The sequence below is a fragment of the Campylobacter sp. RM16188 genome (assembly GCF_012978795.1).
GTDB classification, from domain to species: Bacteria; Campylobacterota; Campylobacteria; order Campylobacterales; family Campylobacteraceae; genus Campylobacter_A; species Campylobacter_A canis.
The window spans coordinates 131,374-156,407 of the sequence record NZ_LIWQ01000002.1; the positions used below are offsets into that span (position 1 = coordinate 131,374).

General features: G+C 36.8%; 30 protein-coding genes. 18 read left to right on the forward strand and 12 right to left on the reverse strand.

Annotation, left to right across the window (positions count from 1 at the left end):
* Positions 1-5: 5 nt before the first annotated feature.
* From CDOM16188_RS01740 to CDOM16188_RS01775, 8 genes are all read right to left on the reverse strand, one after another.
* Positions 6-2,087 (reverse strand): heavy metal translocating P-type ATPase, encoded by a 2,082-nt coding sequence (locus tag CDOM16188_RS01740; protein WP_172197801.1) that lies wholly within the window; start codon positions 2,085-2,087, stop codon positions 6-8.
* Positions 2,071-2,415 carry a YtxH domain-containing protein gene (locus tag CDOM16188_RS01745; RefSeq protein WP_172197804.1) on the reverse strand — a complete coding sequence of 115 codons (345 nt, stop codon included), beginning with the start codon at positions 2,413-2,415 and terminating at the stop codon, positions 2,071-2,073. The genes CDOM16188_RS01740 and CDOM16188_RS01745 overlap by 17 nt, the downstream gene beginning before the upstream one ends.
* Positions 2,412-2,717, reverse strand: coding sequence for a Cys/Met metabolism pyridoxal-phosphate-dependent enzyme (locus tag CDOM16188_RS01750; RefSeq protein WP_249934728.1), 306 nt, complete (start codon positions 2,715-2,717; stop codon positions 2,412-2,414). The genes CDOM16188_RS01745 and CDOM16188_RS01750 overlap by 4 nt, the downstream gene beginning before the upstream one ends.
* Entirely contained in the window at positions 2,717-3,043 is a 327-nt protein-coding gene (locus CDOM16188_RS01755; RefSeq protein WP_172197807.1) for a hypothetical protein, read from the reverse strand. Before CDOM16188_RS01755 ends, CDOM16188_RS01750 begins: the two co-directional genes overlap by 1 nt.
* Before the next feature lie 10 nt (positions 3,044-3,053).
* Complete coding sequence (locus CDOM16188_RS01760) at positions 3,054-3,770, reverse strand: aminotransferase (protein WP_172197810.1); 717 nt, start codon at positions 3,768-3,770, stop codon at positions 3,054-3,056.
* Positions 3,760-4,098: an HMA2 domain-containing protein gene (locus CDOM16188_RS01765; protein WP_172197813.1), complete on the reverse strand. Its 339-nt coding sequence runs from the start codon at positions 4,096-4,098 to the stop codon at positions 3,760-3,762. Before CDOM16188_RS01765 ends, CDOM16188_RS01760 begins: the two co-directional genes overlap by 11 nt.
* Positions 4,099-4,182: 84 nt before the next feature.
* Positions 4,183-6,348 carry a cation-translocating P-type ATPase gene (locus CDOM16188_RS01770; RefSeq protein WP_172197816.1) on the reverse strand — a complete coding sequence of 722 codons (2,166 nt, stop codon included), beginning with the start codon at positions 6,346-6,348 and terminating at the stop codon, positions 4,183-4,185.
* Positions 6,336-6,770 (reverse strand): Fur family transcriptional regulator, encoded by a 435-nt coding sequence (locus tag CDOM16188_RS01775; protein WP_172197819.1) that lies wholly within the window; start codon positions 6,768-6,770, stop codon positions 6,336-6,338. Before CDOM16188_RS01775 ends, CDOM16188_RS01770 begins: the two co-directional genes overlap by 13 nt.
* A gap of 207 nt (positions 6,771-6,977) precedes the next feature.
* On the opposite strand from CDOM16188_RS01775, the gene CDOM16188_RS01780 reads away from it, so the two are divergent.
* The gene (locus CDOM16188_RS01780; RefSeq protein WP_169943090.1) at positions 6,978-7,187 is read left to right on the forward strand and encodes a hypothetical protein; all 210 of its coding nucleotides are present in this window, start codon (positions 6,978-6,980) and stop codon (positions 7,185-7,187) included.
* Positions 7,188-7,215: 28 nt separating this feature from the next.
* On the opposite strand, the gene CDOM16188_RS01785 is transcribed toward CDOM16188_RS01780, so the two are convergent.
* Positions 7,216-7,875 (reverse strand): lipid-binding SYLF domain-containing protein, encoded by a 660-nt coding sequence (locus CDOM16188_RS01785; protein ID WP_169943091.1) that lies wholly within the window; start codon positions 7,873-7,875, stop codon positions 7,216-7,218.
* A gap of 94 nt (positions 7,876-7,969) precedes the next feature.
* Here CDOM16188_RS01785 and CDOM16188_RS01790 point away from each other — a divergent pair, with 94 nt between their 5' ends.
* From CDOM16188_RS01790 to CDOM16188_RS01830, 9 genes are all read left to right on the forward strand, one after another.
* A complete protein-coding gene (locus tag CDOM16188_RS01790) occupies positions 7,970-8,776 on the forward strand; it encodes a M23 family metallopeptidase (protein ID WP_172197822.1) in 807 nt (268 codons plus the stop codon).
* 67 nt (positions 8,777-8,843) lie between these two features.
* Positions 8,844-9,191, forward strand: a complete 348-nt coding sequence (locus CDOM16188_RS01795) for a DUF1104 domain-containing protein (protein WP_169943093.1) — start codon at positions 8,844-8,846, stop codon at positions 9,189-9,191.
* Between the two features lie 192 nt (positions 9,192-9,383).
* Positions 9,384-9,899 (forward strand): DUF1104 domain-containing protein, encoded by a 516-nt coding sequence (locus CDOM16188_RS01800; RefSeq protein ID WP_172197825.1) that lies wholly within the window; start codon positions 9,384-9,386, stop codon positions 9,897-9,899.
* A 104-nt stretch (positions 9,900-10,003) separates the two neighbouring features.
* On the forward strand, positions 10,004-10,666 hold the full coding sequence (locus CDOM16188_RS01805; protein WP_172197828.1) for a response regulator transcription factor: 663 nt from the start codon (positions 10,004-10,006) through the stop codon (positions 10,664-10,666).
* Positions 10,659-11,771 carry a HAMP domain-containing sensor histidine kinase gene (locus CDOM16188_RS01810; protein ID WP_172197831.1) on the forward strand — a complete coding sequence of 371 codons (1,113 nt, stop codon included), beginning with the start codon at positions 10,659-10,661 and terminating at the stop codon, positions 11,769-11,771. Before CDOM16188_RS01805 ends, CDOM16188_RS01810 begins: the two co-directional genes overlap by 8 nt.
* A 189-nt stretch (positions 11,772-11,960) precedes the next feature.
* Entirely contained in the window at positions 11,961-12,578 is a 618-nt protein-coding gene (locus CDOM16188_RS01815) for a trimeric intracellular cation channel family protein (protein ID WP_172197834.1), read from the forward strand.
* A gap of 11 nt (positions 12,579-12,589) precedes the next feature.
* Complete coding sequence (locus tag CDOM16188_RS01820) at positions 12,590-13,753, forward strand: acetylornithine transaminase (protein WP_172197837.1); 1,164 nt, start codon at positions 12,590-12,592, stop codon at positions 13,751-13,753.
* Positions 13,737-14,729: an SAM-dependent methyltransferase gene (locus CDOM16188_RS01825; RefSeq protein ID WP_367649328.1), complete on the forward strand. Its 993-nt coding sequence runs from the start codon at positions 13,737-13,739 to the stop codon at positions 14,727-14,729. The genes CDOM16188_RS01820 and CDOM16188_RS01825 overlap by 17 nt, the downstream gene beginning before the upstream one ends.
* On the forward strand, positions 14,726-15,595 hold the full coding sequence (locus CDOM16188_RS01830) for a fumarylacetoacetate hydrolase family protein (protein WP_172197840.1): 870 nt from the start codon (positions 14,726-14,728) through the stop codon (positions 15,593-15,595). The genes CDOM16188_RS01825 and CDOM16188_RS01830 overlap by 4 nt, the downstream gene beginning before the upstream one ends.
* A 7-nt stretch (positions 15,596-15,602) precedes the next feature.
* Here CDOM16188_RS01830 and CDOM16188_RS01835 read toward each other — a convergent pair whose 3' ends face one another.
* From CDOM16188_RS01835 to fliL, 3 genes are read right to left on the reverse strand one after another with little or no spacing between them, the layout of a single operon-like run.
* Entirely contained in the window at positions 15,603-16,037 is a 435-nt protein-coding gene (locus CDOM16188_RS01835) for a hypothetical protein (protein ID WP_172197843.1), read from the reverse strand.
* On the reverse strand, positions 16,034-16,378 hold the full coding sequence (gene acpS / locus CDOM16188_RS01840) for a holo-ACP synthase (RefSeq protein ID WP_172197846.1): 345 nt from the start codon (positions 16,376-16,378) through the stop codon (positions 16,034-16,036). Before acpS ends, CDOM16188_RS01835 begins: the two co-directional genes overlap by 4 nt.
* Positions 16,375-16,896 carry a flagellar basal body-associated protein FliL gene (gene fliL / locus CDOM16188_RS01845; RefSeq protein ID WP_169942949.1) on the reverse strand — a complete coding sequence of 174 codons (522 nt, stop codon included), beginning with the start codon at positions 16,894-16,896 and terminating at the stop codon, positions 16,375-16,377. Before fliL ends, acpS begins: the two co-directional genes overlap by 4 nt.
* 53 nt (positions 16,897-16,949) lie before the next feature.
* Here fliL and ybaK point away from each other — a divergent pair, with 53 nt between their 5' ends.
* The 8 genes from ybaK to CDOM16188_RS01885 all read left to right on the forward strand — a co-directional run bounded on the left by ybaK (position 16,950) and on the right by CDOM16188_RS01885 (position 25,033).
* Positions 16,950-17,423 carry a Cys-tRNA(Pro) deacylase gene (ybaK, locus tag CDOM16188_RS01850; protein ID WP_172197849.1) on the forward strand — a complete coding sequence of 158 codons (474 nt, stop codon included), beginning with the start codon at positions 16,950-16,952 and terminating at the stop codon, positions 17,421-17,423.
* A 70-nt stretch (positions 17,424-17,493) separates the two neighbouring features.
* The gene (locus tag CDOM16188_RS01855; protein ID WP_172197852.1) at positions 17,494-18,864 is read left to right on the forward strand and encodes a phosphomannomutase/phosphoglucomutase; all 1,371 of its coding nucleotides are present in this window, start codon (positions 17,494-17,496) and stop codon (positions 18,862-18,864) included.
* A gap of 4 nt (positions 18,865-18,868) precedes the next feature.
* Complete coding sequence (locus CDOM16188_RS01860; RefSeq protein ID WP_172197855.1) at positions 18,869-20,212, forward strand: mannose-1-phosphate guanylyltransferase/mannose-6-phosphate isomerase; 1,344 nt, start codon at positions 18,869-18,871, stop codon at positions 20,210-20,212.
* Positions 20,213-20,220: 8 nt separating this feature from the next.
* Positions 20,221-21,351, forward strand: coding sequence for a glycosyltransferase family 4 protein (locus tag CDOM16188_RS01865; protein ID WP_172197858.1), 1,131 nt, complete (start codon positions 20,221-20,223; stop codon positions 21,349-21,351).
* Complete coding sequence (locus tag CDOM16188_RS01870) at positions 21,339-21,965, forward strand: sugar transferase (RefSeq protein WP_172197861.1); 627 nt, start codon at positions 21,339-21,341, stop codon at positions 21,963-21,965. The genes CDOM16188_RS01865 and CDOM16188_RS01870 overlap by 13 nt, the downstream gene beginning before the upstream one ends.
* 82 nt (positions 21,966-22,047) lie before the next feature.
* Complete coding sequence (locus CDOM16188_RS01875) at positions 22,048-22,818, forward strand: ABC transporter permease (protein WP_172197864.1); 771 nt, start codon at positions 22,048-22,050, stop codon at positions 22,816-22,818.
* The gene (locus CDOM16188_RS01880; RefSeq protein WP_172197866.1) at positions 22,815-24,017 is read left to right on the forward strand and encodes an ABC transporter ATP-binding protein; all 1,203 of its coding nucleotides are present in this window, start codon (positions 22,815-22,817) and stop codon (positions 24,015-24,017) included. The genes CDOM16188_RS01875 and CDOM16188_RS01880 overlap by 4 nt, the downstream gene beginning before the upstream one ends.
* Complete coding sequence (locus CDOM16188_RS01885; RefSeq protein ID WP_172197869.1) at positions 24,014-25,033, forward strand: bifunctional 2-polyprenyl-6-hydroxyphenol methylase/3-demethylubiquinol 3-O-methyltransferase UbiG; 1,020 nt, start codon at positions 24,014-24,016, stop codon at positions 25,031-25,033. The genes CDOM16188_RS01880 and CDOM16188_RS01885 overlap by 4 nt, the downstream gene beginning before the upstream one ends.
* The last annotated feature ends 1 nt before the right edge of the window (position 25,034 follow it).

Consider the following 25,034-nt stretch of genomic DNA (forward strand, 5'->3'; position numbering starts at 1 on the left):
AAATTTTATAAATCACCCTTTTTAAGCTTTACGCCTTTCATGGAATTTGCAAGTAGTCCTATCGTGGTGCCGTTATGTAAAAATGCAGTTGCGATAGGGTTTAAAAGCCCAAATGTAGCGCCTGCTAATATAAGCGAATTGATGCCGACCGTGGCGTTAAAATTCGTATTTATAAGTCGCATGGTTTTATTTGCCATATCTTTTGCGGTAACAACTGCGTATATATCGTCTTTTAGCAGGCTTATGTCAGCCGTGGCTTTTGCTATATCGGCACCCTTTTGCATGCTTATACCGACATTTGCACGCATAAGGCTCGGCGCATCGTTTATGCCGTCTCCTATGAAAGCTACGTTTTTGCCCTCTTTTTTAAGGTGCTCTATGATCTTTGCCTTATCCGTAGGCAAGCAGTTGGCAAATACCCTATCGATACCAAGCTCGCTTGCTACCTGATGAGCCTTACTTTCGATATCGCCTGTTAGCATTATGAGCTCTTTTACGCCCATTTTTTTAAGCTCCTCAAGCGCTTCTTTGGCGTTTTCTCTCATCGTATCTTTCATGGCTATTACACCCAATAGCTCTTTATCGTATCCTACGTAAAGAAGGGTTAGTCCGTTGGTAATGGCGTTGCTTATGATGCTTTCATGCTCTTTAAAGCAAATTTTCTCATCATCTTCAAGAAAATGCCTACTACCTATCACGACTTCCTTGCCGCCTACATAAGTCTTAACGCCGTGAGCTACGATAAATTCAACCTCATCGTGGTGGATATGGTGAAATCCTATCTCGCGAGCCGCTTTTACGATGGCTTCTGCTACGGGATGGAAGTAGTGCTCCTCTGCGCTTGCCGTTAAATTTAAAAGCTCGCTTTTACTTACGTTTTCTTTAAATGAGTGAATTTCTACTACCTGCAAGCTTCCGTAAGTGAGCGTACCGGTCTTGTCAAATACAAATGTATCCGCAGCCGCAAGCGCCTCTATGGCCTTTGCTCCTTTTATGAGAACTCCGTTGCGACCCGCCTTTGATATGCTTGACTTAAAGGCAACCGGAGTTGCAAGCTTAAGAGCGCATGAGTAATCAGCCTGAAGCACCGAAGCGACGCGAGTCATGTCGCTACTCATGATATAAGAAAGACCGGCAAGCGATAAGGTTACCGGCACTAACTTATCGGCAAGCTTAGTAGCCTTTAGCCCGACGCTTGATTTTTCATTAAGCGAGCTTTGGATGTATTGCTTTATGCGAGCGGTTGCAGTCTCCTCACCGACTCCCTCCGCCCAAATTTTTATGCGTCCATCCTCAACTACCGTTCCGCTCATCACACGATCGCCGCGCTCTTTTTTTACAGGTTCGGCTTCACCTGTCATGGATACTTGATTTACGCTTGCCGAGCCTTCTACTATATATCCGTCTATGCCGATACTTTCGCCTGCACCCACTACTACGATATCACCTATCTTTACGCTTTCGGTGGCTACTTTTGTAAGGGTTTTTTTGCCTTTTTCTATCTTCTCTACCCAGACTTCTTCGATATTTGGCTTTGCAAGCTCTTTTACCAGATCATCGCTTCTGTGAACCGCGCTTTCTTCCATGTATTCACCAAGCGCAAGCATCAAATTTGTACTGTTTGCCGCCAAGAAATCACGCCTTGCAAGACTTACTCCAACAGCCATTGATTCAAGTACTTTTGATGTGACACCTTCGCTAAAAAGCTCCTTAATACCTTCGCTAAAAAGCGGAGCCGATGCGTAAAGCGTAGCTAATCCTTTAAATTTATGATCGGGCAAAAGCGGATTAAGCGCCATAGATAAAGCCGCTTTATAGATCTCTGCCTTGCTTGGCTCTTCTTTTGTTTTGGTTAGGTTTTTGATCTTTAAATTTTCTAAAAATTTAGTTATATCATCTAAATTTGAGTAAAATTCTACGATTATGCTCTTTGCTTTTTTATTGAGCCTTACGCTTTTTACGTATTTAAATTCCGAAATTTGAGCTTCTAAAAAACTTTCATCGCAGTTTGAAGTGATCTCATCACAGATAAACCTAACTCGGTTTTTGCTTTGATGAGCTATGCGAATTTTATTTTTGTGACTCAATTTCAGCCTTTACGTCTTCAAATCGTTCTTTTAGCTCCTCAAATCCGGCTTGAAGCAAATTTGATCCCTTTACGATAGCCGAGAATATCGCTTGTTGAGCTTTTTCATTTGATAATACGTAAGCTACCGCACCGCCTATTAAAGCGCCTTTGATGAAGTGAGCGGCGTTAAAATTCTCAGGAACGAAATCTTTTAATGCGCCATTTACGCTCTTGTCAAAAGCACTTGGCATGCCCGTAGTTCTTACGGTTGTTGTCGTGGTAGTAGTGCTTCCGTCATCGTTTAGCTTATTTACGGTTTGAGTTGAATTTATATAAGGGTTGTTCATATTTGTTCCTCTGGATTTATTAATTTTTCTGTTAATACTATAGTCCCTACGCCGATTGCCGTAGTAAGCGCCGCACCTATATAGTTTCTTCTTACGAGTTTATTTGAAGCGCTGATCGCACAAGCTGCGGCTATGCCTCCTTGCAAGCCTAGCTTTAGAGTTTTTTTAGTCGCTTCTTTGCAGCTTATGTTGCCTTTTTTGTATTCGTTGTAGCTTAGTCCGCCCACCGTTATGCCTGCGATTAAGGCTCCGCTTATCATATGATCGATAGGAAGCCTTGTTGTTGAAGTTAGCGGGTTCATTATTCAGCGCCTGCCACCGGTGTTGTATCTACTTTAGGAGCAGCCGGTTTTTTAGCTCTTGGCGCTCTTTTTTTCTTTGCTGCCGGAGCTTTTTCTTGGGTTTTTTCTACTTTGGCTTCAGCTTTTTTTCTGCCTTTTTTGACCTCTTTTTTGATGTCTTTTGAAATTTTTTCAAATTTCTCTGTAGTAAATTCCTTTACTTCGTTTGCTACGTTTTTACCTTTTTCAAGTCCGCACTCAAGTGCCGATTTTACTTTTTTTCTGTTGTTAAATGCCGCTACGACAAGTCCGCCTGCCACAACTCCTGCTATAAATGGTAGTGCCATGTTGAATCCTTTATTGTTGGTTTTGTTTATCATCTTCTTTGCCTTCTTGTTTTATCATGTTGTTTAAAAATACCCCCGCAAGCCCACCAAGCGCAAGCCCACCGAAAAATGATATATGAGGACTGTTTAAAAGTGCCGCAATATCCTCTTGCGATCCTCTGCCTGAGGCTACTTTTTCTAAAATTTTACTCATCTCTTTAAATGAGTTCTCGTTAAATCCGCCAAAGCCGAATTTATCGCTGTATTCATGCTTTTTATACTCATCTTTATCATCATCGCAATCATCTTTTTTATACTCTTTATACTCTTGCTTGTTAAAATTTGATGCGTAGCCATTTTGGGTATTTAGCTCGGTACATAGCTTTGCTTTAAGAGCAGGTATGTATTCGTTATGAGAAGTGGCCCAAAGTCTAAACAATATATCTCTTAAGCCCTCATCATTGCAATTTTGAGTTAAATTTTCATATGCGGCATTTAATTCTATCTCGTAATTAAGTGTTTTTATAAGCGAACTTTGAATGTTGTTTGACGGCGCAAAAAAGCATTCCTGCTCCTTATAACTAACGCTTCCGCAGCTTTGCTCTAAAAGCGTTAGACCGCTTTTTCTAACCGCTAAAATTTGAGCAAAGACATCATCTTGCTTTTGCAAATTCTCATACAGCTTTACGCCTCTTGACTCAAGCGCGCACGCCGTAACTAAAATTTCATCAAAATTCTCATTTTGCATATATATTCCTTGCAAGTTCGTTTATCCTGATTGAAATTTGATCCATGTTTCTACCCGCAAGCAGATCGTCCCAAATTTCTTTTTCAAATACTTCTTTATCGTATTCTATGGTTACCGAGCCTATAAGTTTATTAAATTTGACGCTTTTTATGCCGTCTATACTGTTTATCATCTCGTCTATTTTGCTTATATCTAAATTTTGCGCTTCGTCTTTTATCTTGCTGCTAACACGCACTCTTAAGCGTCCTGCAGTGTGGTGAATCGGCGTAAAATACGAAGCTATCTTTAAAATCATATCCGTGGCTACTAAATTTGGCGTTGCGGTCAATGTTTTCCTTTGAAATTTACTTTATTTGTCGTTATTATCCACTTCTTAACTTAAGCTTAACTTAAAGTTTTTTGCATATCGTTATCAACTTTTTATGCCTATTCTGCTTGAATTTGCTATGATCCCTGCTGTATGAGCGATATGCACCAGACCCGCTCCGGCAGGGTTTAGCACTCCAAGAGCTCCAAGAGCGGCTCCTAGCATATTTGTACTTGTGCCGATTTGGTAGTTTTGATTTACTACTTTAAGTGCGAATTTGCTTAGATCATAAAGCCTGATTATATCCATAGGTCTTGAGTTTGTTATGGCTATATTTGAAATTTCTATCGCGGCTTCACTTCCTCCGCTGGCAAAGGATACGCCCACATCCGCTTTGCTCATAGCAAGCGTATCGTTTACGCCGTCTCCTATCATCACGACTTTGCCGTGGGCTTTTAAATCCTCCACGATCTTAGCCTTATCATCAGGCATTAGCGAGTGATATACCTCGTCAAATTTAAATTTCTTTGCAAATGCGGTCGCTACTTTCTCGTCATCTCCCGTTAGTAAAACGACCTTTTTTACGCCTCTGTTTTTTAAAGCCTGCACCGCTTCTACGCTTCCTTCTCTTATCTCGTGTTCATACGCCATAAATCCTAGCACAACGCCGTCTTTTGCGAGATATACGATAGTATTTGCATTGTTTTTAAATTCATCAACTTTAAAATTTACTCTTTTTATTCCGTGATGTTTTAGCAGATTTAAATTTCCAAGCAGATACTCGCTGTTTTTAAATGTCGCTTTTACGCCGAGACCGGGTAAAATTTCGCTTTTAAATTTTGAATTTACGTTTATGCCAAGTGATTTTGTATATTCAAGGATTGAGACTGCAAGCGGGTGGGTGTTGTGGTATTCGCAGCTTGCCGCGATTTTGAAAAACTCCTCCTTGCTAATGCCTTTTTTAAGCTCAAAATGCACCAATACCGGCTTGCTTGTAGTTAAAGTACCCGTTTTATCAAAGCAAAACACATCGCTTTGGCTGATATTTTCTAAAAATTCTCCGCCTTTTATGAGGATTCCGTCTTTTGCGGCTCTTGCGATGCCGGCGCTTATTGCCGAGCTTGCTGCAAGCACCGTAGAGCAAGGACAGCTCATCACGATCATCACGCTAAAAGCTCTTAAAAACGAACCCGTCGCAAAAAACGTCCCAACGCTTAAAGCCGAGCCCAGCTTTAGAACGCGGCTAGCCAGCTTATCGGCGCTTAGTTCGCTCTGGCTTTTGTTTGCAAGGCTTTTTTGCACTTCGCTAATCACTCTTGAAATATACGTTTCACTGCCCGTTGCGCTTACTTTGATGTATATTCTGCCCTTTTCAACGAGCGTATTTGCAAAGACGCTATCGTGTTTTTGTTTATAAACGCTCTCGCTTCGACCGTTTATGATGGCTTCGTTTATCTCTGCACTTCCGTTTACGATAACTCCGTCGGCTACGATCTTCTCTCCGCTTCTACATACTATGATGTCTGTTTCTTTTACCTCTTCAAGCGGAATTTCCACTTCCAAATCCCCTTGCAGCACATACGCTTTTTTGGCATCTAAGCTTATTAAATTTTCAATCTCTCTGCGAGATTTGTTCGCCGTGTATTCTTCAAAGAGCATACTTCCTCTAAGTATGTAGATGATCTCAAATGCAGCCGTTACTTCTCCGCCTAAAATCGCGATAATAAGCGCAAATGCGATGAAGCTTTGAAGGCTGATTTTCTTCTCTTTTAGCTCACTTAAGCCCTCTTTTAAAAGCGGGACGGAAAGATAGAGACTAAATGCGCCAAGAGCAAGTTTAGAGATAACGCCGATCGGAGTTAGCATGATATGCTCTTTAACGAAAATAGCTCCTGCTATCAGAGTAAGGGCTGAAAAATTTAGAAGTTTGATTTTCCAGTTGGGTTTAGTATCCACGCTGCAAGGTAAGCAGGCTTTTGAAGCGATTTTTGAAATCTTTTTGCTTTTATCTTTTAAGCTTGGTTTGTCTGCTAAATTTTGATCCGGGACTAAATTCGGAATGGCTCTTTTTAAATTTTTAAAAATTTCATCTAAATTTATCTTGCTCTCGTCAAAATGCACTATAAGCGAGTGGCAGTAAGGATTGAGCCTTAAATTTTTGACTTTATTTTGTAATATTTTTTCTATCTTGTCTATATTGGCCGGGCTAAATTCTTTTGATTTTAGCCTCACGCGTCCGTTTATTTTGGACTTTATAACTAAATTTGACATTGTGCGCAAACTCCATAAAGTATCATTGTGTGTCCTTCGTTTTTAAATTCTCTCTCTTTGCAAATTTCATCTTGTCTTCGCTCTATCGTTTCATCGTAAAAGCTAGCCACTTTACCGCATTTTATGCATATTATATGATCGTGATGCGATTTTAAATTTAGCTCAAATTTCTTAACTCCGCCTTCTTCAAAGCTGATGGCAAGAGCTATCTCCTTAAGAAAATTTAAAAATTGATAAATTGCCGTAAGGCTTATACTCTCTTCAAATTCATGTTTAAAAATAGCCTGTATATCGGCTGCGCTTAAGTGCTCATCACTTACATAAAGTATCTTTAGGATTCTTTCTTTTTGGATAGAATTTTTATAGTTAAAGTCTTTTAAGAAAGCTGAAAATTTTGAATAGAATTTATCAAAATTTTGCATTGCATTACTTTCTAGGTTTGAAATTTTGAATTTTATTTGCAGAATTTATAATCGCTATCATAATTTATATTATAGTTAAGATAAGCTGATTTGGTTATAAAATTAAGAGCGACCGGGAAATATTTTGCGAATTTTAAGAATTATTAAAATAAGCGAATTTAAAGTTTCTTTTGGCATAATTCCGCAAAAACTTTTAAAAGGTGGATTATGACGTACGATGAGCTTGAGCTAGACGCCGTGTTGCTGGAAGTTTTGGAAAATAGAGGCAGTTTTGAGTCAATGGATGATGAAGAGCTTTTTGAACTAATCGAAGAGGTTGCAAAATATACCGACGGCGATTACGAAGAGGCCTTTGAATATATGACTCAATTTTCTCCGATCAATAAAAAAAGATTCGTTTCTCTTTATATGGTTTAGCCAAAGACTAAACCATATCTTCTAAATTTTAATCAAAATATTTTAGTATAACTTCTTTTAGCTTTTGAGTGTATCTGCTCTCTTTTGGAGAGTTGTTGTATATGTCTTCGATATTGTAGATTCTCTCGTAGTAGTCATTTGTATCTTGATTATTTACTACGATGTTTGAAACGTTCATGCTAACGCCTACAAAAAGCCCCGAATTATCGGCAGGAGTAGTAGCCCAAGCCGAAATTTCAGGCAAATCCGTCATAACGCCTGTTTTAACACCCGATTTAAAAAATGAAGCATCTGCACTTACATCAATTGAGCCTTTACCGTTTACCAATCCGTCATATGATCTACTTGATTTAAAAAGCAAAATTAAATCGCTTGACTGATAGCCTGCCTGCACGCCAACACCTGCACCTCTGTAATCGATAAATACAGGGCTGCTCCACTCGTTATCATCGTTTCTTGCGACAAAAATTCCGCTTCCGCTATGACCGGTTATGATAACTCCACCTTTTGTCATGTTTGGAATGATCGCGATTGCTTTAATATCTTTTAAGTTGTAGCTTTTGTTTCCTCTTCCAAAGCTATCAAGTATATTAAGCGCTGTTCTTACTTTTTGATTTTGAGTAAGATCGGCAAGCCCGAATTGAAACATTACAAGCAGTCCAAGCGTAACTTTGAACAATCTATTCATATCGTTTTCCTTTTTCTGATAAACTAATTGCATTATTATAGTATTTTTTTATTAAATTTAAAAATTATTTGCTAAATTTATATAAAGTGTTTACATGAAAAAGATTTTTTTAATAGTGGCAATATGCCTAAATTTGGTAGCTCAGAGCATTATAAACGGCGATGTTGAAATAGTTCAGATTGGTTCAAATTTTGCAGGAAATTTGAGTATCGACGGTAAAAAAAGAAGTTGGCATCCTCATCCAAAAGATAAAAATTTAAAATTTGCCATAGTTTCGGCAAGCTATCATAAAAAGGGCAAAGTGGTTTTAAAAAACGAGCTAAACGGCGAAATTACGAGCGTTATTTTTAAAGTGGAGCAAGGAGATTATAAAAAAGAAAAGATAAGCGTAGAGCCTTCAAAAGTAACTCCGCCAAAAGATGTCTTAGAAAGAATCGAAAATGAGCGCAAAGAGGCTAGTAAAATTTATGCAACCTCTTCAAAAAGGCTTAAATTTAACTCCGAGTTTATTAGTCCCATGAGCTCTGTTATCACAAGTGAATTTGGAACCGCTAGAGTTTTTAACGATCTGGTTAAGAGCTATCATTCAGGAACCGATTTTCGTGCGGCTATCGGTACTCCTGTAGTGTCTAGCAATGACGGTATAGTCGTAATCGCCAAGGATAGATACTACGCTGGAGGATCTGTCGTGATAGATCACGGAGAGGGAATTTATACGCAGTATTATCATTTAAGTAGGATTGACGTAAAGCTTGGCACGAAGATAAAAAAGGGCGAGATAATCGGACTAAGCGGAGCTAGCGGTAGGGTTAGCGGTCCTCATCTTCATTTTGGCGTTATCGTAAACGGCGTGCAGGTAAATCCGATAAATTTCATCAAAAAGATAAACGCTCTTTTTTAGTTTGACGACTTAACTTTTTCTTCACAACTTCTTTTTAAAATCTTTTCATAACTTTTAAGGAGAAAATATGAAAAGATTAAAAATCATGAGTATATTAGTTGCTTTTAAAGCCTATTTATCGGCGAAATTTGACAAGGCTCAGTCGTGCGGATTTGCCAAAATGATAAAAAACGCCGATGCTAAGACTTTGGGTGAAATTTCATTTGAGATAGATAAAAGAGCGGCTAAGCTAAGAGTTGAAGCCGAGGCTTCAAAGCAAGACTTTAAGGCTGAGTTTGATAAAAAGATAGCCTCTATAAGCCAAGACGAGCAAGCGAAATTTAAAGAAAAATTTATCGCCAGCTACAATGAAAAAGTCTTAAATTTAAGCGTTAAAGAGGCAAACGAACTGGCACTTAAGCCTATAGAAATTTAATCCAAACAACACGGAATTTGACCGAAACTACTCGGTCAAATTTGACTTTCTTATAATCTTAAATTTACATACCAAATTTAACTAAAAAGATAAATTTAAATTCACACTATAGATTATTTTATAAATTTTGCTTAACTTTTTCTTCACAACTTTTCTTTATACTTCACTTACATTTCAACACAAGGAGAGAAGATGAAAAAGTTAGGTTTAATCGCGATATTAATCGCAGGAAGTTTGTTTGCAGGCTCGATTAGCGATAGCTCAAACGAGCAGTTAAACAGCATGATAGCGGGTGCGGACGCAAAGACGCTAAGTGAAATTTCGTTTGAAATTCATAAGCGCACAGGCAAGCTTGATTCGCAGATAGCGGATATAAGAGGCGACTTTAGAGAGCAGATGAGAAAGAAGATGTCTGCGATGAGTCCTGATGAGAGAGTAAAATTTATGCAAGAGTATAGAGCAATGATGAGAGATAAAGTAGACGCTTTAAGCGTAAAAGAGGCTCGTGAAATGGGATTTTACGCTTATAGTGTAGGTCAAGGTAACGGTCACGGCTGGCATCATCAATCAGGCAAAGGACACAAGATGAAAGCTTATCAAAACTGCAATCAAAATTTTAATTGCGGTATGAATCAAGCACAAGGAATGGGTATGAATAAAAACGGCGCGCAGGGATATGGTGCAGGCTTTGGCTGTATGTGGCAGTAAATTTATGGCTCTTGCGTCCTTTGGCTCAAGAGCTTAAAGCTAAAATTTATGCTTTATTAAAACCAAAAATAGTAATATCTCTAAATTTAGCTTAAGGAGTAATGGTGGCTAAAATTTTAGTAGTTGAAGATGAGGCGATGCTGCTTGATATGATGTGTTCGTATCTTCGAAGCGAAAATTTTGAAGTAGAGGGTGTCAAAAGCTACAATGAGGCTTTGGATCTAGCCTATGAAAACAGCTTTGATCTATGGATATTTGACGTTAAAATCATCGGCGGCAACGGCTTTGAGCTACTAAAAGAGCTAAGAGAGGCTAGAAGGCTTACTCCTTGCATATTTACCACATCTTTAAATACCATAAACGATCTTCAAAAGGGCTTTTTGAGCGGTTGCGACGACTATATCAAAAAGCCTTTCGAGCTTAAAGAGCTGCTTTTGCGAGTAAATAACATCCTTAAAAGAACATTTGTGCATAACGTAAGCGAATTTGAAATGCTTGATGAAAATTTCAGCTTTGATATGAAGCAAGGCGTGCTCTATAAGGGCGAAGAGATAGTAACCATGCCTAAAAAACAAGCCAAACTTTTAACTCTGCTGCTTAAAAACAAAGATAGGTTCATAAGCAGAGATGAAATTTATGAGCAAATTTGGGACTATGACGAGAGTCCAAGCGAGCTTAGTCTGCGCGTTTATATAACCGAACTGCGCAAAATTTTTGGCAAGGAGCGTATAGTAAGCGCATCAAAGCTGGGATATAGATATGTTTAAGAAACGCCATGTTTTGCCTATATTTTTGCTGTATTTTTTAACCAGCGTTGCGTTTTTGGTGTTTTTCGGCAAAGTTTTTTATGATAGAGAAAAACACTTCATAATGGACAAGGATGCATTTGATTTTAGGGATTTTAAGCGTGAACTTCAGATAAAACTTCACAACAACGGCGAGCTTGATGATGACGACTTTGACGATATGAAAGCTTATGTTGTAAATTTAAAAACAGGCGAAGTGATAGAAGATGACTTTAAGCCAAAGCAAGGAATGGCGCGTAACTACATGGACGGCGAGGAAAATGTCGTGCAGTTTAGAGTTCATGATAAAAAGGGTCAAAACGAGTATCTCGTAGCCATTAAACGCGCTGATGTTAAGGTTAAACTCTTGGCACTCAAGGCTCAAATTTTGCTCGTTTCGCTTGGAGTCTTGGCTGCGATCTTGCTAATAGCTTATCTTATCATCAGGCTATCTCTGCGTCCACTATACGCAAAGATAGAGTTTTTAGACGGATTTATCCGCGATACGACTCACGAGATAAACACTCCTTTAAGCGTGATTTTGATGAGTATAGAGCTATTTAAAACAGATCCTGAAAAATATCTTGGCAATATCAAAACCGCCGCGCATACGATATCAAATTTATACGAAGACCTTACGATCTTAAGATTAAATAAAAAATACGAAGAGAATGAAGAGGTAAATTTAGCTCATATTGTAAGCGAGAGGCTTGAGTTTTTCTCGCTAAATTTAAAGCAAAAAGGCATAAATTTAACTGTTGATATCAAGGATGTCACGCTTGTAACTTCAAAATTTAAGGTGCGAAAGATAGTTGATAACCTCCTAAGCAACGCCGTGAAATACTCAAACGAAGGCGGAAGCGTGAGCGTAAAGCTAGATAAAAAAGCTCTTATTATTACAAATAGCGGGCAGGGAATATCAAAAGAGAATTTGCCTCATATATTCGATCTTTACACGAGATTTGACGAGGCAAACGGAGGATTTGGCATAGGGCTTAATATCGTTAAGAAATTTTGCGACGAGCTGAAATTTAAAATAAGCTGCAAAAGCGGTAACGGCACGACGGAATTTAAAGTCGCCTTTTGATACGGCTAGATAAATTTCAAGTATTTTTAAGCAGGCATCAGGGTGAAATTTATATGGTCTTTTTGGCTGTTTTGGCTAAATTTAAAGACCGTTTTTGGCGATGAAACTAACTGCTTAAAAGTTAAAATTCAACCAAATTTATAGCTTAAAGATGTAAAATAGCCTTTAAATTTTAACTTTAGAGCTTGTATGGACGATTTACAAATTTTTTTAATACCCGAATATATCGGTATCGCATCTGCGGCGGTTAGCGGGTTTTTGTTTGCGGTTAAGAGAAATTGCGACTGGCTTGGCATATTTGTCTCGGCGCTACTGACGGCACTTGGCGGAGGATTTATGAGAGATACCATAGTATCTAGACCGCTATACTCGTTTACTCACTACATGCCTTGCATTATAGTTATAGTCATGCTTGTTCTCTCCGCTCTTTTTAGGATTCACAAGCGTAGCGATATAGAGAAGAAATTCCTTTTTGTAACGACAGACGCCGTGGATCTGGTAAGCTTTTCTATAGTCGGAGCGATAATTGCTTTGCAATATGGATATAATATCTTTGGAGTTGTTATGCTTGCGCTTTGCAACGGTGTCGGCGGCGGAATTTTGCGTGATGTTTTATTTAACGAAGTTCCTTGGTTTTTAAAAACGGGTCTTTACGCGACCGTTAGCATCGTAGTCGGTGCGGTCTATTTTGTGATGCATCATTTTGGATTTACTAATATATGGTGGATAATGGGGCTTTTTGCTTTCGGTATTGTTTTTAGGCTTTTGGCCTATTATAGGGGTTGGCACTTGCCAAGGCTTGATTAAAGGAGGATGAAATGTATCTTTTAGACACTTATGCGAGATTTGATTTTGGATTTGAAAGAGGAAACGGCGCCACGCTTTTTGATAAAAAGGGGCGAGATTATATAGATTTTGCTTCGGGTATCGGCGTAAATTCTCTTGGACATGCAAATAAAAGCATAGTAAAAGCGATTAAAGAGCAGAGCCAAAAGATACTTCACAGCTCAAATTTATACGCTATAAAGCCTCAAGAAAAGCTCGCTAAAGCGATATCAAAGGAGCTTGGATTTAAGGCTTTTAGCTTCTTTTGTAATTCTGGAGCAGAGGCTAATGAGTGCGCCATAAAGCTAGCCAGAAAATATGGTGCGACAAATTTTAAAGAGAAAAAATTTGAGATAATAACTCTTAAAAATTCATTTCACGGCAGAACTCTAGCTACTTTGAAGCTAACCGGACAGGATAAATTTCATCCTGAAATTTACGCTCCTTACATAGAAGGCTTTAAATTTTATGACGGCATAGATGAGATAATTAAAAATATAAACGAAAAAACCGTTGCGGTTATGATCGAGCTTGTTCAAGGAGAGGGCGGTATAAACGCGCTTGATAAGAGCGAAGTAAAGCGCCTTGCAAAAGTTTTAAAAGAGAAAAAACTACTTTTTATAACAGATGAGGTTCAGTGCGGAGTGTATAGAACGGGCGAGTTTGTTACATCTAAGCTTTACGGTATAAAGCCTGATATCATTACCTTTGCCAAAGGGCTTGGCGCAGGAGTTCCTATCGGTGCTTGCGCTTGCAGGCATAGTGTATTTGCTCCGGGAGATCACGGATCTACTTTTGGCGGTAATTTTCTTGCTACTAGCACGGCACTTGCCGTTTTAAGCGAGCTTAAAAAGATCAAAAAAAGCGGTAAGCTAGATGAAACGATAGAAATTTTTAATGAAAATTTAGATGCGCTATGCTCTAAATTTCCTCAAATTTTTGATAAAAAAGAGGGTCTTGGACTAATGCTAGGGCTTAGCTTAAAAGATGAAATTGATATATCAAAGCTTATAAATTTGGCAAATAAAAACCGTGTCTTGATATTAAAATCAGGAGTAAAAACGCTTAGATTTCTACCCTCTTTAAATATCAAAAAAAGCGAGATCAAAGAGGGATTTAAAAGGCTTACAAAGGCTATAAGTGAGTATAAAATTTAGCTCGTATTTTGATAATTGGCTAAATAAAAACTACTATAAAAACGGTGTTAATATAGGCAAAAAGGGCGATTTTTACACATCCGTTAGCGTAGGAGCCCTCTTTGGGGTTACGCTTGCTTATCATTTTTTAAATTTGCTTAAAAAGGGCGAATTCTCACCAAATGCAAATATCGTTGAGATAGGCGCAAATGACGGCTCTATGATGGGCGATTTTATAAGCGGAATTTTTACTTTTCAGCCTGAAATTTTAAAAACTTTGAAATTTAACATCATAGAGCCTCACGCAAATTTGCGCAAAATCCAAACTCAAAATTTAAAGCAAAAATTTGGCGACGAGGTTACCATAAATCATTTTTTGCATTTAAAGGAGTGTAAATTTGATGAGGCGTTTTTCATCTCAAATGAGCTATTTGACTGCTTTTCTTGCGAGGTAGTAGATGGCGATAAGATGCTTTACGTTAAGGATGATGAGTTATTTTGGGATAGCGCGGATAAAGAAATTTTGACAGCTTGCAAGAAATTTGAAATCACTAAAGGCGAGATCACAACCGGCTTAAGCGAATTTGCAAAAGATCTTGCAAATTCGACGCGCAAACTTAAGTTTATAACTTTTGATTACGGAGATATGGGCTCTAAAGGCGATATAACTCTTAGAATTTATAAAGAGCATAGGGTTTTTAGTCCGTTTGAGCTTGGAAATTTAAAAGAGTTTTTTGGAGCAAGCGACATAACTTATAATCTGAATTTCGCGCAGGTTAGGCAGGAATTTAAAGATTGCGGTTTTGATTTCAAAGGGTTTAAAAAACAGTCCGCAGCGATAGTGGATTTTGGCGGCGCTGAGGTGCTTGAATATGTGCTAAAAAATGGCGGAGATAGTGCTTATAAAAACTTCTTAAAGCAGTTTAAATTTTTAACTAGCCCTGAATTTTTAGGCGAGAGGTTTAAGATGATAGAATTTGATAAAGGGATGAGATGAAATTTGTAACATTTTTTGACGGCTGTGTAAAAACGGGCATAGTAAGTAGTGATAACAGGCTTGTAAGTTTTGATGAAATAGGGCTTAAATTTAAAGATTTAAATGACTTTATAGAGCGTGCAAGTGATAAAGACTATGAGCTTTTAAGCGGTTTTGAGGCTCAAGCACGCGGGCTTAAGATTGGCGAGGCAAAGCTTCTTGCGCCTATCATAACGCCTCGTCAAGATATCATCTGTCTTGGCATAAATTACATGGATCACGCAGCCGAATCTGCAAAATTTAAAGGCGAAAAATTTGACGGTAAGCGCGAATATCCCGTTTATTTCTCAAAGAGAGTAAATGAGGCGGTGGGACATGGAGGCGAAATTTTAGCTCACGAAAGCGTAACGCAAAAGCTTGATTACGAGGTTGAGTTGGCTTTGATCATCAAAAAAGATGCTAAAAATGTAATCGCAAAAGATGCGAAAGATTATATCTTTGGCTACACGATATTAAATGATTTTAGTGCGCGAGATTTGCAAATTCGCCATAAGCAGTTTTATTTCGGTAAGTCGCTTGATACGCATTGTGCGATGGGTCCTGCGGTTATTACGGCTGATGAACTGGATAGCTCAAATTTGACCATAAAATGCTATGTAAACGGCGAGCTTAGACAGAATTCAAACACTTGTAATATGATATTTAACGAAAGATACGTGATAGAGGAGTTAAGTAGCGCTATGACGCTAAAAGCGGGCACTATAATATCTCTTGGCACGCCAAGCGGAGTCGGTATGGGTCTTGAACCGCCTAAATTTCTAAAAAGCGGCGATGTGGTTCGTTGCGAGATAGAGGGTATCGGAGTGCTTGAAAATTTTATAAGCTAAATTTATGCTAGCTACCGGATGATAAAACAAACCAGCATATACGCTTACTTTGGCTAAAATTTAATCCGTCTATTGAGTAAAATTTGCGTTTATTTCCATCTTGTTTGACTATGATATCAACTTTATACGGCATAAAAGTAAAGCTTTTGAAGTGACATGAGACAACTTCATCTTTTGCTAAGCTTATCTCCTTTAAAAGCTTTGCAATGATAATTTTGTCATCGTAAATTTCAATATATCTGAAATTTAACTTATCAAAAAGATTATAAAGCAAAACCGTAGCTAAAACTACTCCTATGACAAGCTTCGCTCCATCGCTAAAGAGCATAAATGATGTCGGAAATATAAGAAGTAAGAGTATAGGTGTGCAAGCTATAAATAAAGTAGTTTTATTTCTGCTATCAAGCCTGTATAAAAGCTTTGAGCTATTTTGTGAGTTCATTTTAATATAACTGCCGCAATAGCAAAGCCGCCGTCATGGCTTATACTTGCGTCTACTTGCGAGATTTTAAAATTAGATTTAATTTTCTCTGAAAGTTTGATTTTTGGTGCGTTTTTTTCGGTTTTATAAATTTCTATATCAAAAAACGAACATTCATCGCCGATACCGCAACCAAGAGCCTTACTAACGGCTTCTTTAAGCGCGTAAAACCCCGCTAGAGTCGCATCGGTTTTTGCTAAAATCATCTCGTTTTCATTTAAAAAGCGTTTGGCAAACGCTTCGCCGTAACGCTTTTTAAGTCTTGAAATTCTCTCTATAGCGACGATATCAATCCCTATCATTGAACCACAAAGTCGGTAAAGTAGATATTTTTAAGATGACCGTCTGCAAGCACTTCGTTGATGCGATCTACGATCTCGTCTTTTAGGCGGTCTTTGCCCTTTATCGTGCTTACCTCTTCAAAAGTTTTAGAAGATAGCGTCCTTACTATGATGTCTCTTATGAGAGGTTTTTTCTTGTCTATTTCAGGGGTTAATGCCTCGGCGTTTAGCTCCAGCTCGACCTTTGTTTTAAGAAATCTTGACCCGCTGTCGCTTAACAAATTTACGATAAATTGATCCATTGGATAGACAGGACCCATGTTTATATAGTCGGTTGAGCGCTTGATAGAAGCGTTTTTAGAAACCATTTGTCCTTGAGTTTGTCCGTCTTGCATACTGTTTGGTTGATCGTTACCGCTTAATACAAGATACGCGATAAGACCGCCTATAACTAAAAGCAATACCAAAACTATAATTATTATTATGAGAATGAAGCTATTTCCTTTTTTAGCTTGCTTTTCTTCCATCTCTTCAGCCATCAATACTCCTTTTTTTGTATAATTATATAACAAAATTTAAAAAATGAGAAAATATGATACATAAAACTAATGCGGCAAGAATTTTAGACATTAAGAGCGTAGAGTATGAGCTGTTTGAGTATGAAGTTGATGAGGGTGATCTAAGCGCCGTTAGCGTAGCTTTAAAATGTGGAGCCGATATAACTCAAGTTTATAAAACGATAGTGTGCGAGTGTGAGCCAAGAGGCTTTGTAGTGGCTTGTATACAGGGTGATTTAAGCCTGGATCTAAAAGCTTTGGCAAGAGCTAGCGGGCGTAAACGTTGCGAGCTTTTAAATTTAAAAGATCTTGAGAAAATAACGGGCTACATCAGGGGCGGTTGCTCTCCGATCGGTATGAAAAAGACCTTTGATGCATTTATCGATGAAAGAGCTTTAAAGCAAAATTTCATTTATATAAGCGCAGGCGTTAGAGGTAAGCAGTTGCGACTCAATCCTTGCGACTTGATAGAGGCTGTGGGTATGAAAATAGCCTTAATAGCTAAATGATAATTAATAAAAAGATGATATAATCGGCTTTAATTTTTTAAATTTATTATATTTTAAAGAGAAGTGATTGATGCTGGAAGAAATTTTTAGAGAGTATGATATACGCGGTATTTTTGATAGAGATTTAAATGAAACCAGCGTAAAAGCGATAGGTCTGAATTTAGGTCGCGAAATGCTAAAAAGAGGCGCTAAAAACGTAAGCGTGGGATATGATGCCAGACTTAGCGCGGATGAAATTTTCGGTTGGCTTGTTAGCGGGTTAAACGGTGCTGGCATAGAAGTTTTTGATATCGGACTGCTTCCTACTCCGGTTGGGTATTTTAGCGTGTTTAACGACAAATTTGACGCAAATATCATGATAACCGGCTCTCATAATCCAAAAGAGTATAACGGATTTAAGATTACTATTTTTAAGGATAGCTATTTCGGCGCCGATCTTCAAAGGCTAAAAGATGATGTTATCTCTACGATAGAGGCTAAAACGAAGATAAAAGATGATTTTAGAGCGACTAAATTCGATATCGCAAGCGAGTATAAAAAATTTATCACAGATCAGTTTGCGCACCTTAAAAATATGAATCTAAAAATCATAATGGACTGTGCAAACGGAGCCGTAGGAGCTGTGCTTCCTGAAATTTGTAAGAGTTTAAATTTAGATGCTGAAATTTTATACCCTAACCCTGATGGAAATTTTCCAAATCACCACCCCGATCCTAGCGAAGAGAAAAATTTAAAAGATATAAAAGAGGCTTTAAGGGGCGAATTTGAGATAGGATTTGGCTTTGACGGGGACGGCGATCGTATAGCCGTGCTTACTAAAAATCGCAACATAAAAGGCGATGAGCTAGCCTATCTATACTCGCTTGCCATGAAAAACCCACGCGTTTTGGGCGAGGTAAAATGTTCGCAAAATATGTATGATGAGATTGATAAAAACGGCGGCAAAAGCTTCATGGGCAAAACCGGTCATAGCAATATCAAAAAGGCTATGAAGGAGCTAAATATCGACATGGCGGCGGAAGTTAGCGGTCATATATTTTTTAAAGAGCGATATTTTGGATTTGATGATGCTTTGTATGCTATGTTTAGGGTGCTTGAACTTATACAAAAGGGCATAAATTTAGACGCGGAACTTGATAAGCTTCCAAAGGTTTACAGCACGGATGAGATTAAGATTAATACGACAGAGAGTGAAAAATTTAAGATAATTGAAGATTTAAAAATAAGACTTCAAGATAACTTGCAAGAGCTTCCGGAGATAAAAGAGATCATCGATATAGACGGTGTTCGTGTTAGATTTGATGACGGTTGGGCGCTTGTAAGAGCTTCAAATACTACTCCGGTTATCGTTACTAGATTTGAAGCTAAGGATGAGCAAACGCTTGCAAAACTTCAAAATGCTTTTTTAAACTTAGTAGAAAATATAAAAAATAGGGTGTAAATTTATGGTAAATGTGATACTTTGTGGAGGATCCGGCACTAGACTTTGGCCACTTTCAAGAACTCTTATGCCAAAGCAGTTTGTTAAAATTTTTAACGGTGAATCTCTTTTCAGTCTTACTCTTAAGAGAAATTTTGAATTTGAAAAGAGTATTATTGTTTGTAATGAAGAGCATTATTTTTTAGCTCTTGACGAATGTAGCGGTAAAGAGATATATAAATTTGTACTTGAACCATTTGGTAAAAATACCGCCGCTGCTATAACTTTTGCCGCCTTAAATTGTGACAAAGAAGAAATTTTATTGGTTACTCCGAGTGACCATATGATACAAGATAAGGCGGAATATAAAAAATCTCTTGGCAAAGCCAAAGAGTATGCTCAGGATGGATTTTTGGTAACATTTGGAATCAATCCGAGCGAGCCCAATACCGGTTATGGTTATATAAAATCAAAAAGCAACGGGGATGTTGAACGTTTTGTAGAAAAGCCGAATTTAGAAAACGCGGTTAAGTTTATTAAAGAAGGCGGATATTATTTTAATAGCGGTATGTTTTGCTTTAAAGCCGGAGTTTTTCTTGAGGAGATGAAGAAAATTGCTCCAAATATAGTAAATAGCGTAGAGAGTGCGATTAAAGACTCTTGGAGTGAAGATAATGTTCTTAAGATAAACCCGATCAAAATGGATCAGATAGAAGATATTAGTATTGATTATGCTCTTATGCAAAGAAGCACAAAGATAAAGATGGTTTCTCTTGATGCAGGATGGAGCGATGTGGGAAGTTTTGACGAGCTTGGCAAGAAGATTGAAAATTCCAAAGAATTATTCGAGATTGACTCTAAAAACAATTTTGTTATTACAAATAAGCCTACAGCTTTAATAGACGCAAATGATTTGATCGTCGTAAATACAAAAGACGCCTTAATGGTAGCCAAGAAAGGTAGCAGTCAAAAAGTAAAAGAGGTCCATGGATACTTTAAAAAATATATGCCCGAAATTTGCGATTCGCATACTAAAGTCTTTCGTCCTTGGGGAAGCTATGAAGTACTTGAAAGTAGCTTTGGGTACAAGATAAAAAAGATAATAGTTCATCCAAATAAAAGACTAAGTTTGCAAAAGCACTTTAAGCGAAATGAGCACTGGATAGTTGTTAGCGGCAGAGCTTTAGTGACGATAAACGATAAGAAATTTTATCTTGAACAAAACGAATCAACTTATATAACAAAGGGTCAAATTCATAGACTTGAAAATCAAGAAAATTCAGATCTTATCATTATAGAGGTTCAAACAGGCGAATATTTGGGTGAAGATGATATCGTAAGGCTTAATGACGATTATAAAAGGTCCTAGGCATTTTCATGAAAAAAGCTTTGGTGCATGATTGGTTTAGTGTATATGCGGGTGCAGAACGCTGTGTAGAGAGCTTTACGAATATATGGGATGATTTTGATATATTTGCTCTTGTTGATTTTTTAGAACCGAGAGATAGAGAATTAATTCTTAAAGGTAAGAATTCAGAAACTAGCTTTATACAAAATTTGCCGTTCGCAAAGAGTAAATTTAGAAACTACTTGCCGCTTTTCCCTTTTGCTATAGAGCAGTTTGATTTAAGGGATTATGATATTATTCTTTCAAGCTCTCATGCCGTAGCAAAGGGAGTTTTAACCCATCAAAATCAGTTTCATGTAAGCTATATTCATACTCCGATGAGGTATGCGTGGGATATGTATTTTAGCTATCTTGAAGAAAATAATGCAAAAAGAGGACTTAAGTCGCTTCTTCTTAGATATTTTTTGCATAAAATTCGAATTTGGGACTTGGCGTGTGCAAACAGGGTTGATAGCTATATTGCAAATTCTAATTATGTTGCAGGAAGAATTGACAAAATTTACGGTAAAAAAGCTCACGTTATATATCCGCCTGTGGATATTTCAAAATTTGAATTCAAAGATCAAAAGGAAGATTTTTATATTACCGTTTCAAGGCTTGTTCCTTATAAAAAGATTGATATTATTGTAGAGGCTTTTAATATAAACGGCAAAAAGTTGGTTATCATAGGCGATGGACCTCAGATGTCAAAGATAAAGAGTATCGCAAAACCAAATGTTGAAATTTTAGGCTTTCTAGACGATAAGAAGACATCCCAAATGCTTAGCAGGGCGCGTGCTTTTATATTTTGCGCTCTTGAAGACTTCGGTATAGCTCCTGTTGAGGCTCAAGCTTGCGGCACTCCGGTAATTTGCTATGGTCAAGGTGGAGCAAAAGAGAGTGTTTTAAATGGACTTAGTGGAGTTTATTTTGAAAATCAAAGCGTTCAAAGCCTAAATAAAGCTATTGATAAATTTGAAAAAGAGTTTGATAAATTTGATTTTAGTTTTATTTATAGGCATGCTCAAAAATTCTCAAAAGAGAGATTTGAAAAAGAGATAAAAGAGTTTGTGCAAATCGAATATGAGAAATTTATAGAAGGTAAGGGTTGGCGAAAATAATGAGGCTAAGAGATAGGGTAGCTCTTAAGGTTTTTTGTGATTATTGTATTATCTTAATTACTCTACCTATTTGGTCGGTGATTATGGTGGTAGTAGCTATGGCTATAAAAATTTCGCGCCCAAACGAGAGCGTATTTTTTAAACAGAAGCGCATAGGAAGGTTTTGTAAGCCTTTTGATTGTTATAAATTTAGGTCTATGTGCAAGCACGGCAATGAAATTTTAATTAAATATCTTAAAGAAAATCCCGATGAAGTAGAGCATTATAAAAAATATCATAAATACAAAAATGATCCTAGAATAACAAGAGTAGGGCATTTTATAAGAAAAACTTCTCTTGATGAGTTACCTCAGCTTTTTAATATCTTAAAGCTGGATATGAGCTTGGTAGGACCCAGACCTTATATGATATCGGAAAAGAAAAAAATAGGTAAAAATATTGTAAAAATAACAAGTGTTAGACCAGGACTTACAGGACTTTGGCAAGTTAGCGGACGCAATGATATTTCGTTTAAAGAGAGAGTTGAAATGGATGTAGAGTATGTGGAGAATGTTTCAATTGTCAAAGATATCTTGATTATCTTTAAAACTGTTTTTATAATTTTTAAAAATTGATTAAGTTTTTAAAGTAATGGGTAATATTTATTTAATCTCTTTTGGATATAATAATAAAAATTTATATTATGGTTTGCAACGATTGTTTAAAAAAGATATTATTAGCATCTATCAACTCGTAAAATTTGATTTCAAAAGCCGCTATGCAAAGACAGGTTTGGGTCAAATTTGGTATATTGTTTCACCTATTGTGATGCTGTTTATTTATACGGTTATTTTTTCTGATTTCATGAATGCAAGACTTGGTGTGAGCAACCACGCTTATTCGTATAGTATCTATTTAATTCCCGGAATTTTTGCCTATTCGGCATTTTCCAATACTTTAAGTATAATGATGGAGGTTCCGTTTGCAAAGGCTGGAATTTTAAAGAAAATCAATACTCCTCTTTATGTGTTTGAGCTAAGTCCGCTTATTATACAATTTATAATTTTTATGTTTTCTATGATGATTGGCGTTGTTTTTTTATTGATTGTTAAAGAGGTAAATTTTAGTTTATTGATGATTATTCCTCTTATGATACTTCAGACTATTTTTGTTTTTGGGCTCGGGCTTTTATTTTCCGTATTTTCGGTATTTTTTAGAGATATAAAAGAGATTACGCCCATAATGCTTCAGCTACTATTTTGGGCGACTCCTATAGTATATCCTGCGTATGTGCTTGAGAAAAAAGCCGAATTTTTGCTGTATATAAATCCGCTTTATTATTTTATAAAACCGTATCAGGACATATTTTTATTTAATAGTATAAAATTTGGCGATTTTATAGCGCCCGTAATTATAGCCTTTGCATCACTTTTTATAGGGGTGTTTTTTTATGTAAAATTAATTGATTCCGTAAGAGATAATCTGTGAGTGTTGTTTTAAGTGTCAAGCATTTGACTAAAGAATTTAGAATTTATGAGCGCCAGCGAGATAGACTGAAAGAAATTTTTCACAAAAAGCAGCTGCATAAGAAATTTTTTGCAAATTTAGACATTAGCTTTGATTTACACGCAGGCGAGAGTCTTGGTATCATAGGTATGAACGGAGCCGGCAAATCGACTCTTCTTAAAATTATAAGCGGAGTTTTGGCTCAGACTTCGGGCACTGTTACAAAATCAGGTTCCATTGCTGCGATATTAGAGCTTGGTACAGGCTTTAATTATGATTTAAATGGAGTCGAAAACATCTATTTTAACGGCTACTTGCTTGGAATGAGTAAAGAGTATATAGATGAAAATTTGCAAAACATTATAGATTTTAGTGAATTGAATGATTTTATAGATTTGCCGATTAGTACATATTCATCCGGTATGGTCGTGCGACTTGCTTTTTCTATTGCAATCTTTTCAAATGCTCAAACTTTTATAATAGATGAAGCACTTTCCGTAGGTGATGCGCACTTTTCTCAAAAATGCATTAAGAAGCTAAAAGAGGTAAAAGAGTTTGGTAAAAGCATTATTTTTGTTTCGCACGATCTAAATTCGTTGAAGTTACTTTGCGATCGCATCATACTTTTAAAATCGGGAGAAATAGTTCAGGAAGGTAATCCTCAAGATGTTATGGATAAGTATAATTATCTTATATCTCAAGCATCGCAAGACGATAATGAAGTAAAGAGTTATCACAAGGATTATGGTGGTAAAGAGGTTGAAATAGTTAAATTTAGCATGAAAAAACAAGATAAAGAGATATCGGTGGCAACATCGGGAGATAAAGTTAAATTTCAGATAGAAGTAATGGCTAATAAAACCTTAAATGATATCTCTCTTGGAATTTTGATAAAAGACAAATTTGGACAAGATATTTATGGCGCCAATACAAAGATGTTAGGGTTAAATTTTGATTCTCAAGCCGGCAAAAGATACATTGTAGATTTTAATACTGATCTTAATATAGGAGCGGGTTTGTATACGGTAACTGTAGCTTTGCATGCAGGCGAAACACATATGGACAAGTGTTATCACTGGATAGATAATGTATATAAATTTGAAGTTGTCAATGCGAATAAACGTGATTTTGTAGGAATTTGCAGGCTAAATTCAAATGTGTTGATAAGGGAAAATATATGAACAAGGGATTTTATCTGGCTTTTGAAAATAAATTTAGAGGGGATGAAGATCTTATAAAAAGTAGACAAAAAAAGTATCTTAAATTTATTACTCCTTTAAAGGATATAAAAAATGAAGTTAATGCGCTTGATATAGGTTGTGGAAGAGGCGAATGGCTTGATTTGCTTTTAGAGAATGGCTTTAAAGCAAAAGGTATAGATATAGATGATGATATGATCGAGCTATCTTTAAGCAAGGGATTTGACGTAGAAAAGAGTGATGCTATTTCGAAATTAAAATCTCTTGAAGATAATAGTGTTGATATAATTTCCGCTTTTCAAGTTGTAGAGCATATTGATTTTGATGATGTTCTAGATATTTGCAAAGAAGCTATGAGAGTCTTAACTCCGTGCGGAATTTTAATTCTTGAGACGCCAAACCCTGAAAATATAATGGTTTCAACTCAATGGTTTTATCTTGATGCAACACATAAAAATCCTATCCCGTGCCAACTTCTTGCTTTTGCTACCGAATATCACGGATTTAAAAGAAATTTTATATTAAGATCAAATGAAAAAGAGATAGATCAAAGTCAAAACTCAATGGATATTTTTGATGTGTTTGAAAAAGTAAGCCCTGATTATGCGATTATAGCTCAAAAAGATGGCGATAGTATAAAACTATTTGATAATGCTTTTTTGGAGACTTACGGTATAAATTTGGATCAAATATCTCATGTTTATTCTAATTCTTTAAGAAATTATACTAGGCAAATATATAATGAATTTGAAAGTAAAATTATCTCCGCCCAGCAAGAGATAAACGATATGAAAAATAGCAGATCTTGGCGCATAACCAAGCCGCTAAGATCAATAGCCGGTATTGCTAGAGTCGCTAAAGCAAGAGCCAAAAGCTATTCTGCAAGATGCTATGCTATGCTAAAAAATATGAATTTAAAAAGCTTTTTTGACTCCGGTTACTCTAATGTATTAACTAGTAGAGAGCTTGAAATTTATAAGAGACTAAAAAGGAAATAGT

What these genes read in the sequence shown, in the direction of transcription:
- CDOM16188_RS01795 (WP_169943093.1), top strand. Translation starts at nt 8,844, where the DNA reads ATGAAAAGATTAAAAATCATGAGTATATTAGTTGCTTTTAAAGCCTAT.
- CDOM16188_RS01775 (WP_172197819.1), bottom strand. Translation starts at nt 6,770, where the DNA reads ATGCAAAATTTTGATAAATTCTATTCAAAATTTTCAGCTTTCTTAAAA.
- CDOM16188_RS01790 (WP_172197822.1), top strand. Translation starts at nt 7,970, where the DNA reads ATGAAAAAGATTTTTTTAATAGTGGCAATATGCCTAAATTTGGTAGCT.
- CDOM16188_RS01885 (WP_172197869.1), top strand. Translation starts at nt 24,014, where the DNA reads ATGAACAAGGGATTTTATCTGGCTTTTGAAAATAAATTTAGAGGGGAT.
- CDOM16188_RS01865 (WP_172197858.1), top strand. Translation starts at nt 20,221, where the DNA reads ATGAAAAAAGCTTTGGTGCATGATTGGTTTAGTGTATATGCGGGTGCA.
- CDOM16188_RS01800 (WP_172197825.1), top strand. Translation starts at nt 9,384, where the DNA reads ATGAAAAAGTTAGGTTTAATCGCGATATTAATCGCAGGAAGTTTGTTT.
- acpS (WP_172197846.1), bottom strand. Translation starts at nt 16,378, where the DNA reads ATGATAGGGATTGATATCGTCGCTATAGAGAGAATTTCAAGACTTAAA.
- CDOM16188_RS01860 (WP_172197855.1), top strand. Translation starts at nt 18,869, where the DNA reads ATGGTAAATGTGATACTTTGTGGAGGATCCGGCACTAGACTTTGGCCA.
- CDOM16188_RS01755 (WP_172197807.1), bottom strand. Translation starts at nt 3,043, where the DNA reads ATGGCACTACCATTTATAGCAGGAGTTGTGGCAGGCGGACTTGTCGTA.
- CDOM16188_RS01815 (WP_172197834.1), top strand. Translation starts at nt 11,961, where the DNA reads ATGGACGATTTACAAATTTTTTTAATACCCGAATATATCGGTATCGCA.
- CDOM16188_RS01750 (WP_249934728.1), bottom strand. Translation starts at nt 2,717, where the DNA reads ATGAACCCGCTAACTTCAACAACAAGGCTTCCTATCGATCATATGATA.
- CDOM16188_RS01760 (WP_172197810.1), bottom strand. Translation starts at nt 3,770, where the DNA reads ATGCAAAATGAGAATTTTGATGAAATTTTAGTTACGGCGTGCGCGCTT.
- fliL (WP_169942949.1), bottom strand. Translation starts at nt 16,896, where the DNA reads ATGGCTGAAGAGATGGAAGAAAAGCAAGCTAAAAAAGGAAATAGCTTC.
- CDOM16188_RS01770 (WP_172197816.1), bottom strand. Translation starts at nt 6,348, where the DNA reads ATGTCAAATTTAGTTATAAAGTCCAAAATAAACGGACGCGTGAGGCTA.
- CDOM16188_RS01810 (WP_172197831.1), top strand. Translation starts at nt 10,659, where the DNA reads ATGTTTAAGAAACGCCATGTTTTGCCTATATTTTTGCTGTATTTTTTA.
- CDOM16188_RS01855 (WP_172197852.1), top strand. Translation starts at nt 17,494, where the DNA reads ATGCTGGAAGAAATTTTTAGAGAGTATGATATACGCGGTATTTTTGAT.
- CDOM16188_RS01780 (WP_169943090.1), top strand. Translation starts at nt 6,978, where the DNA reads ATGACGTACGATGAGCTTGAGCTAGACGCCGTGTTGCTGGAAGTTTTG.
- CDOM16188_RS01785 (WP_169943091.1), bottom strand. Translation starts at nt 7,875, where the DNA reads ATGAATAGATTGTTCAAAGTTACGCTTGGACTGCTTGTAATGTTTCAA.
- ybaK (WP_172197849.1), top strand. Translation starts at nt 16,950, where the DNA reads ATGATACATAAAACTAATGCGGCAAGAATTTTAGACATTAAGAGCGTA.
- CDOM16188_RS01820 (WP_172197837.1), top strand. Translation starts at nt 12,590, where the DNA reads ATGTATCTTTTAGACACTTATGCGAGATTTGATTTTGGATTTGAAAGA.
- CDOM16188_RS01835 (WP_172197843.1), bottom strand. Translation starts at nt 16,037, where the DNA reads ATGAACTCACAAAATAGCTCAAAGCTTTTATACAGGCTTGATAGCAGA.
- CDOM16188_RS01745 (WP_172197804.1), bottom strand. Translation starts at nt 2,415, where the DNA reads ATGAACAACCCTTATATAAATTCAACTCAAACCGTAAATAAGCTAAAC.
- CDOM16188_RS01830 (WP_172197840.1), top strand. Translation starts at nt 14,726, where the DNA reads ATGAAATTTGTAACATTTTTTGACGGCTGTGTAAAAACGGGCATAGTA.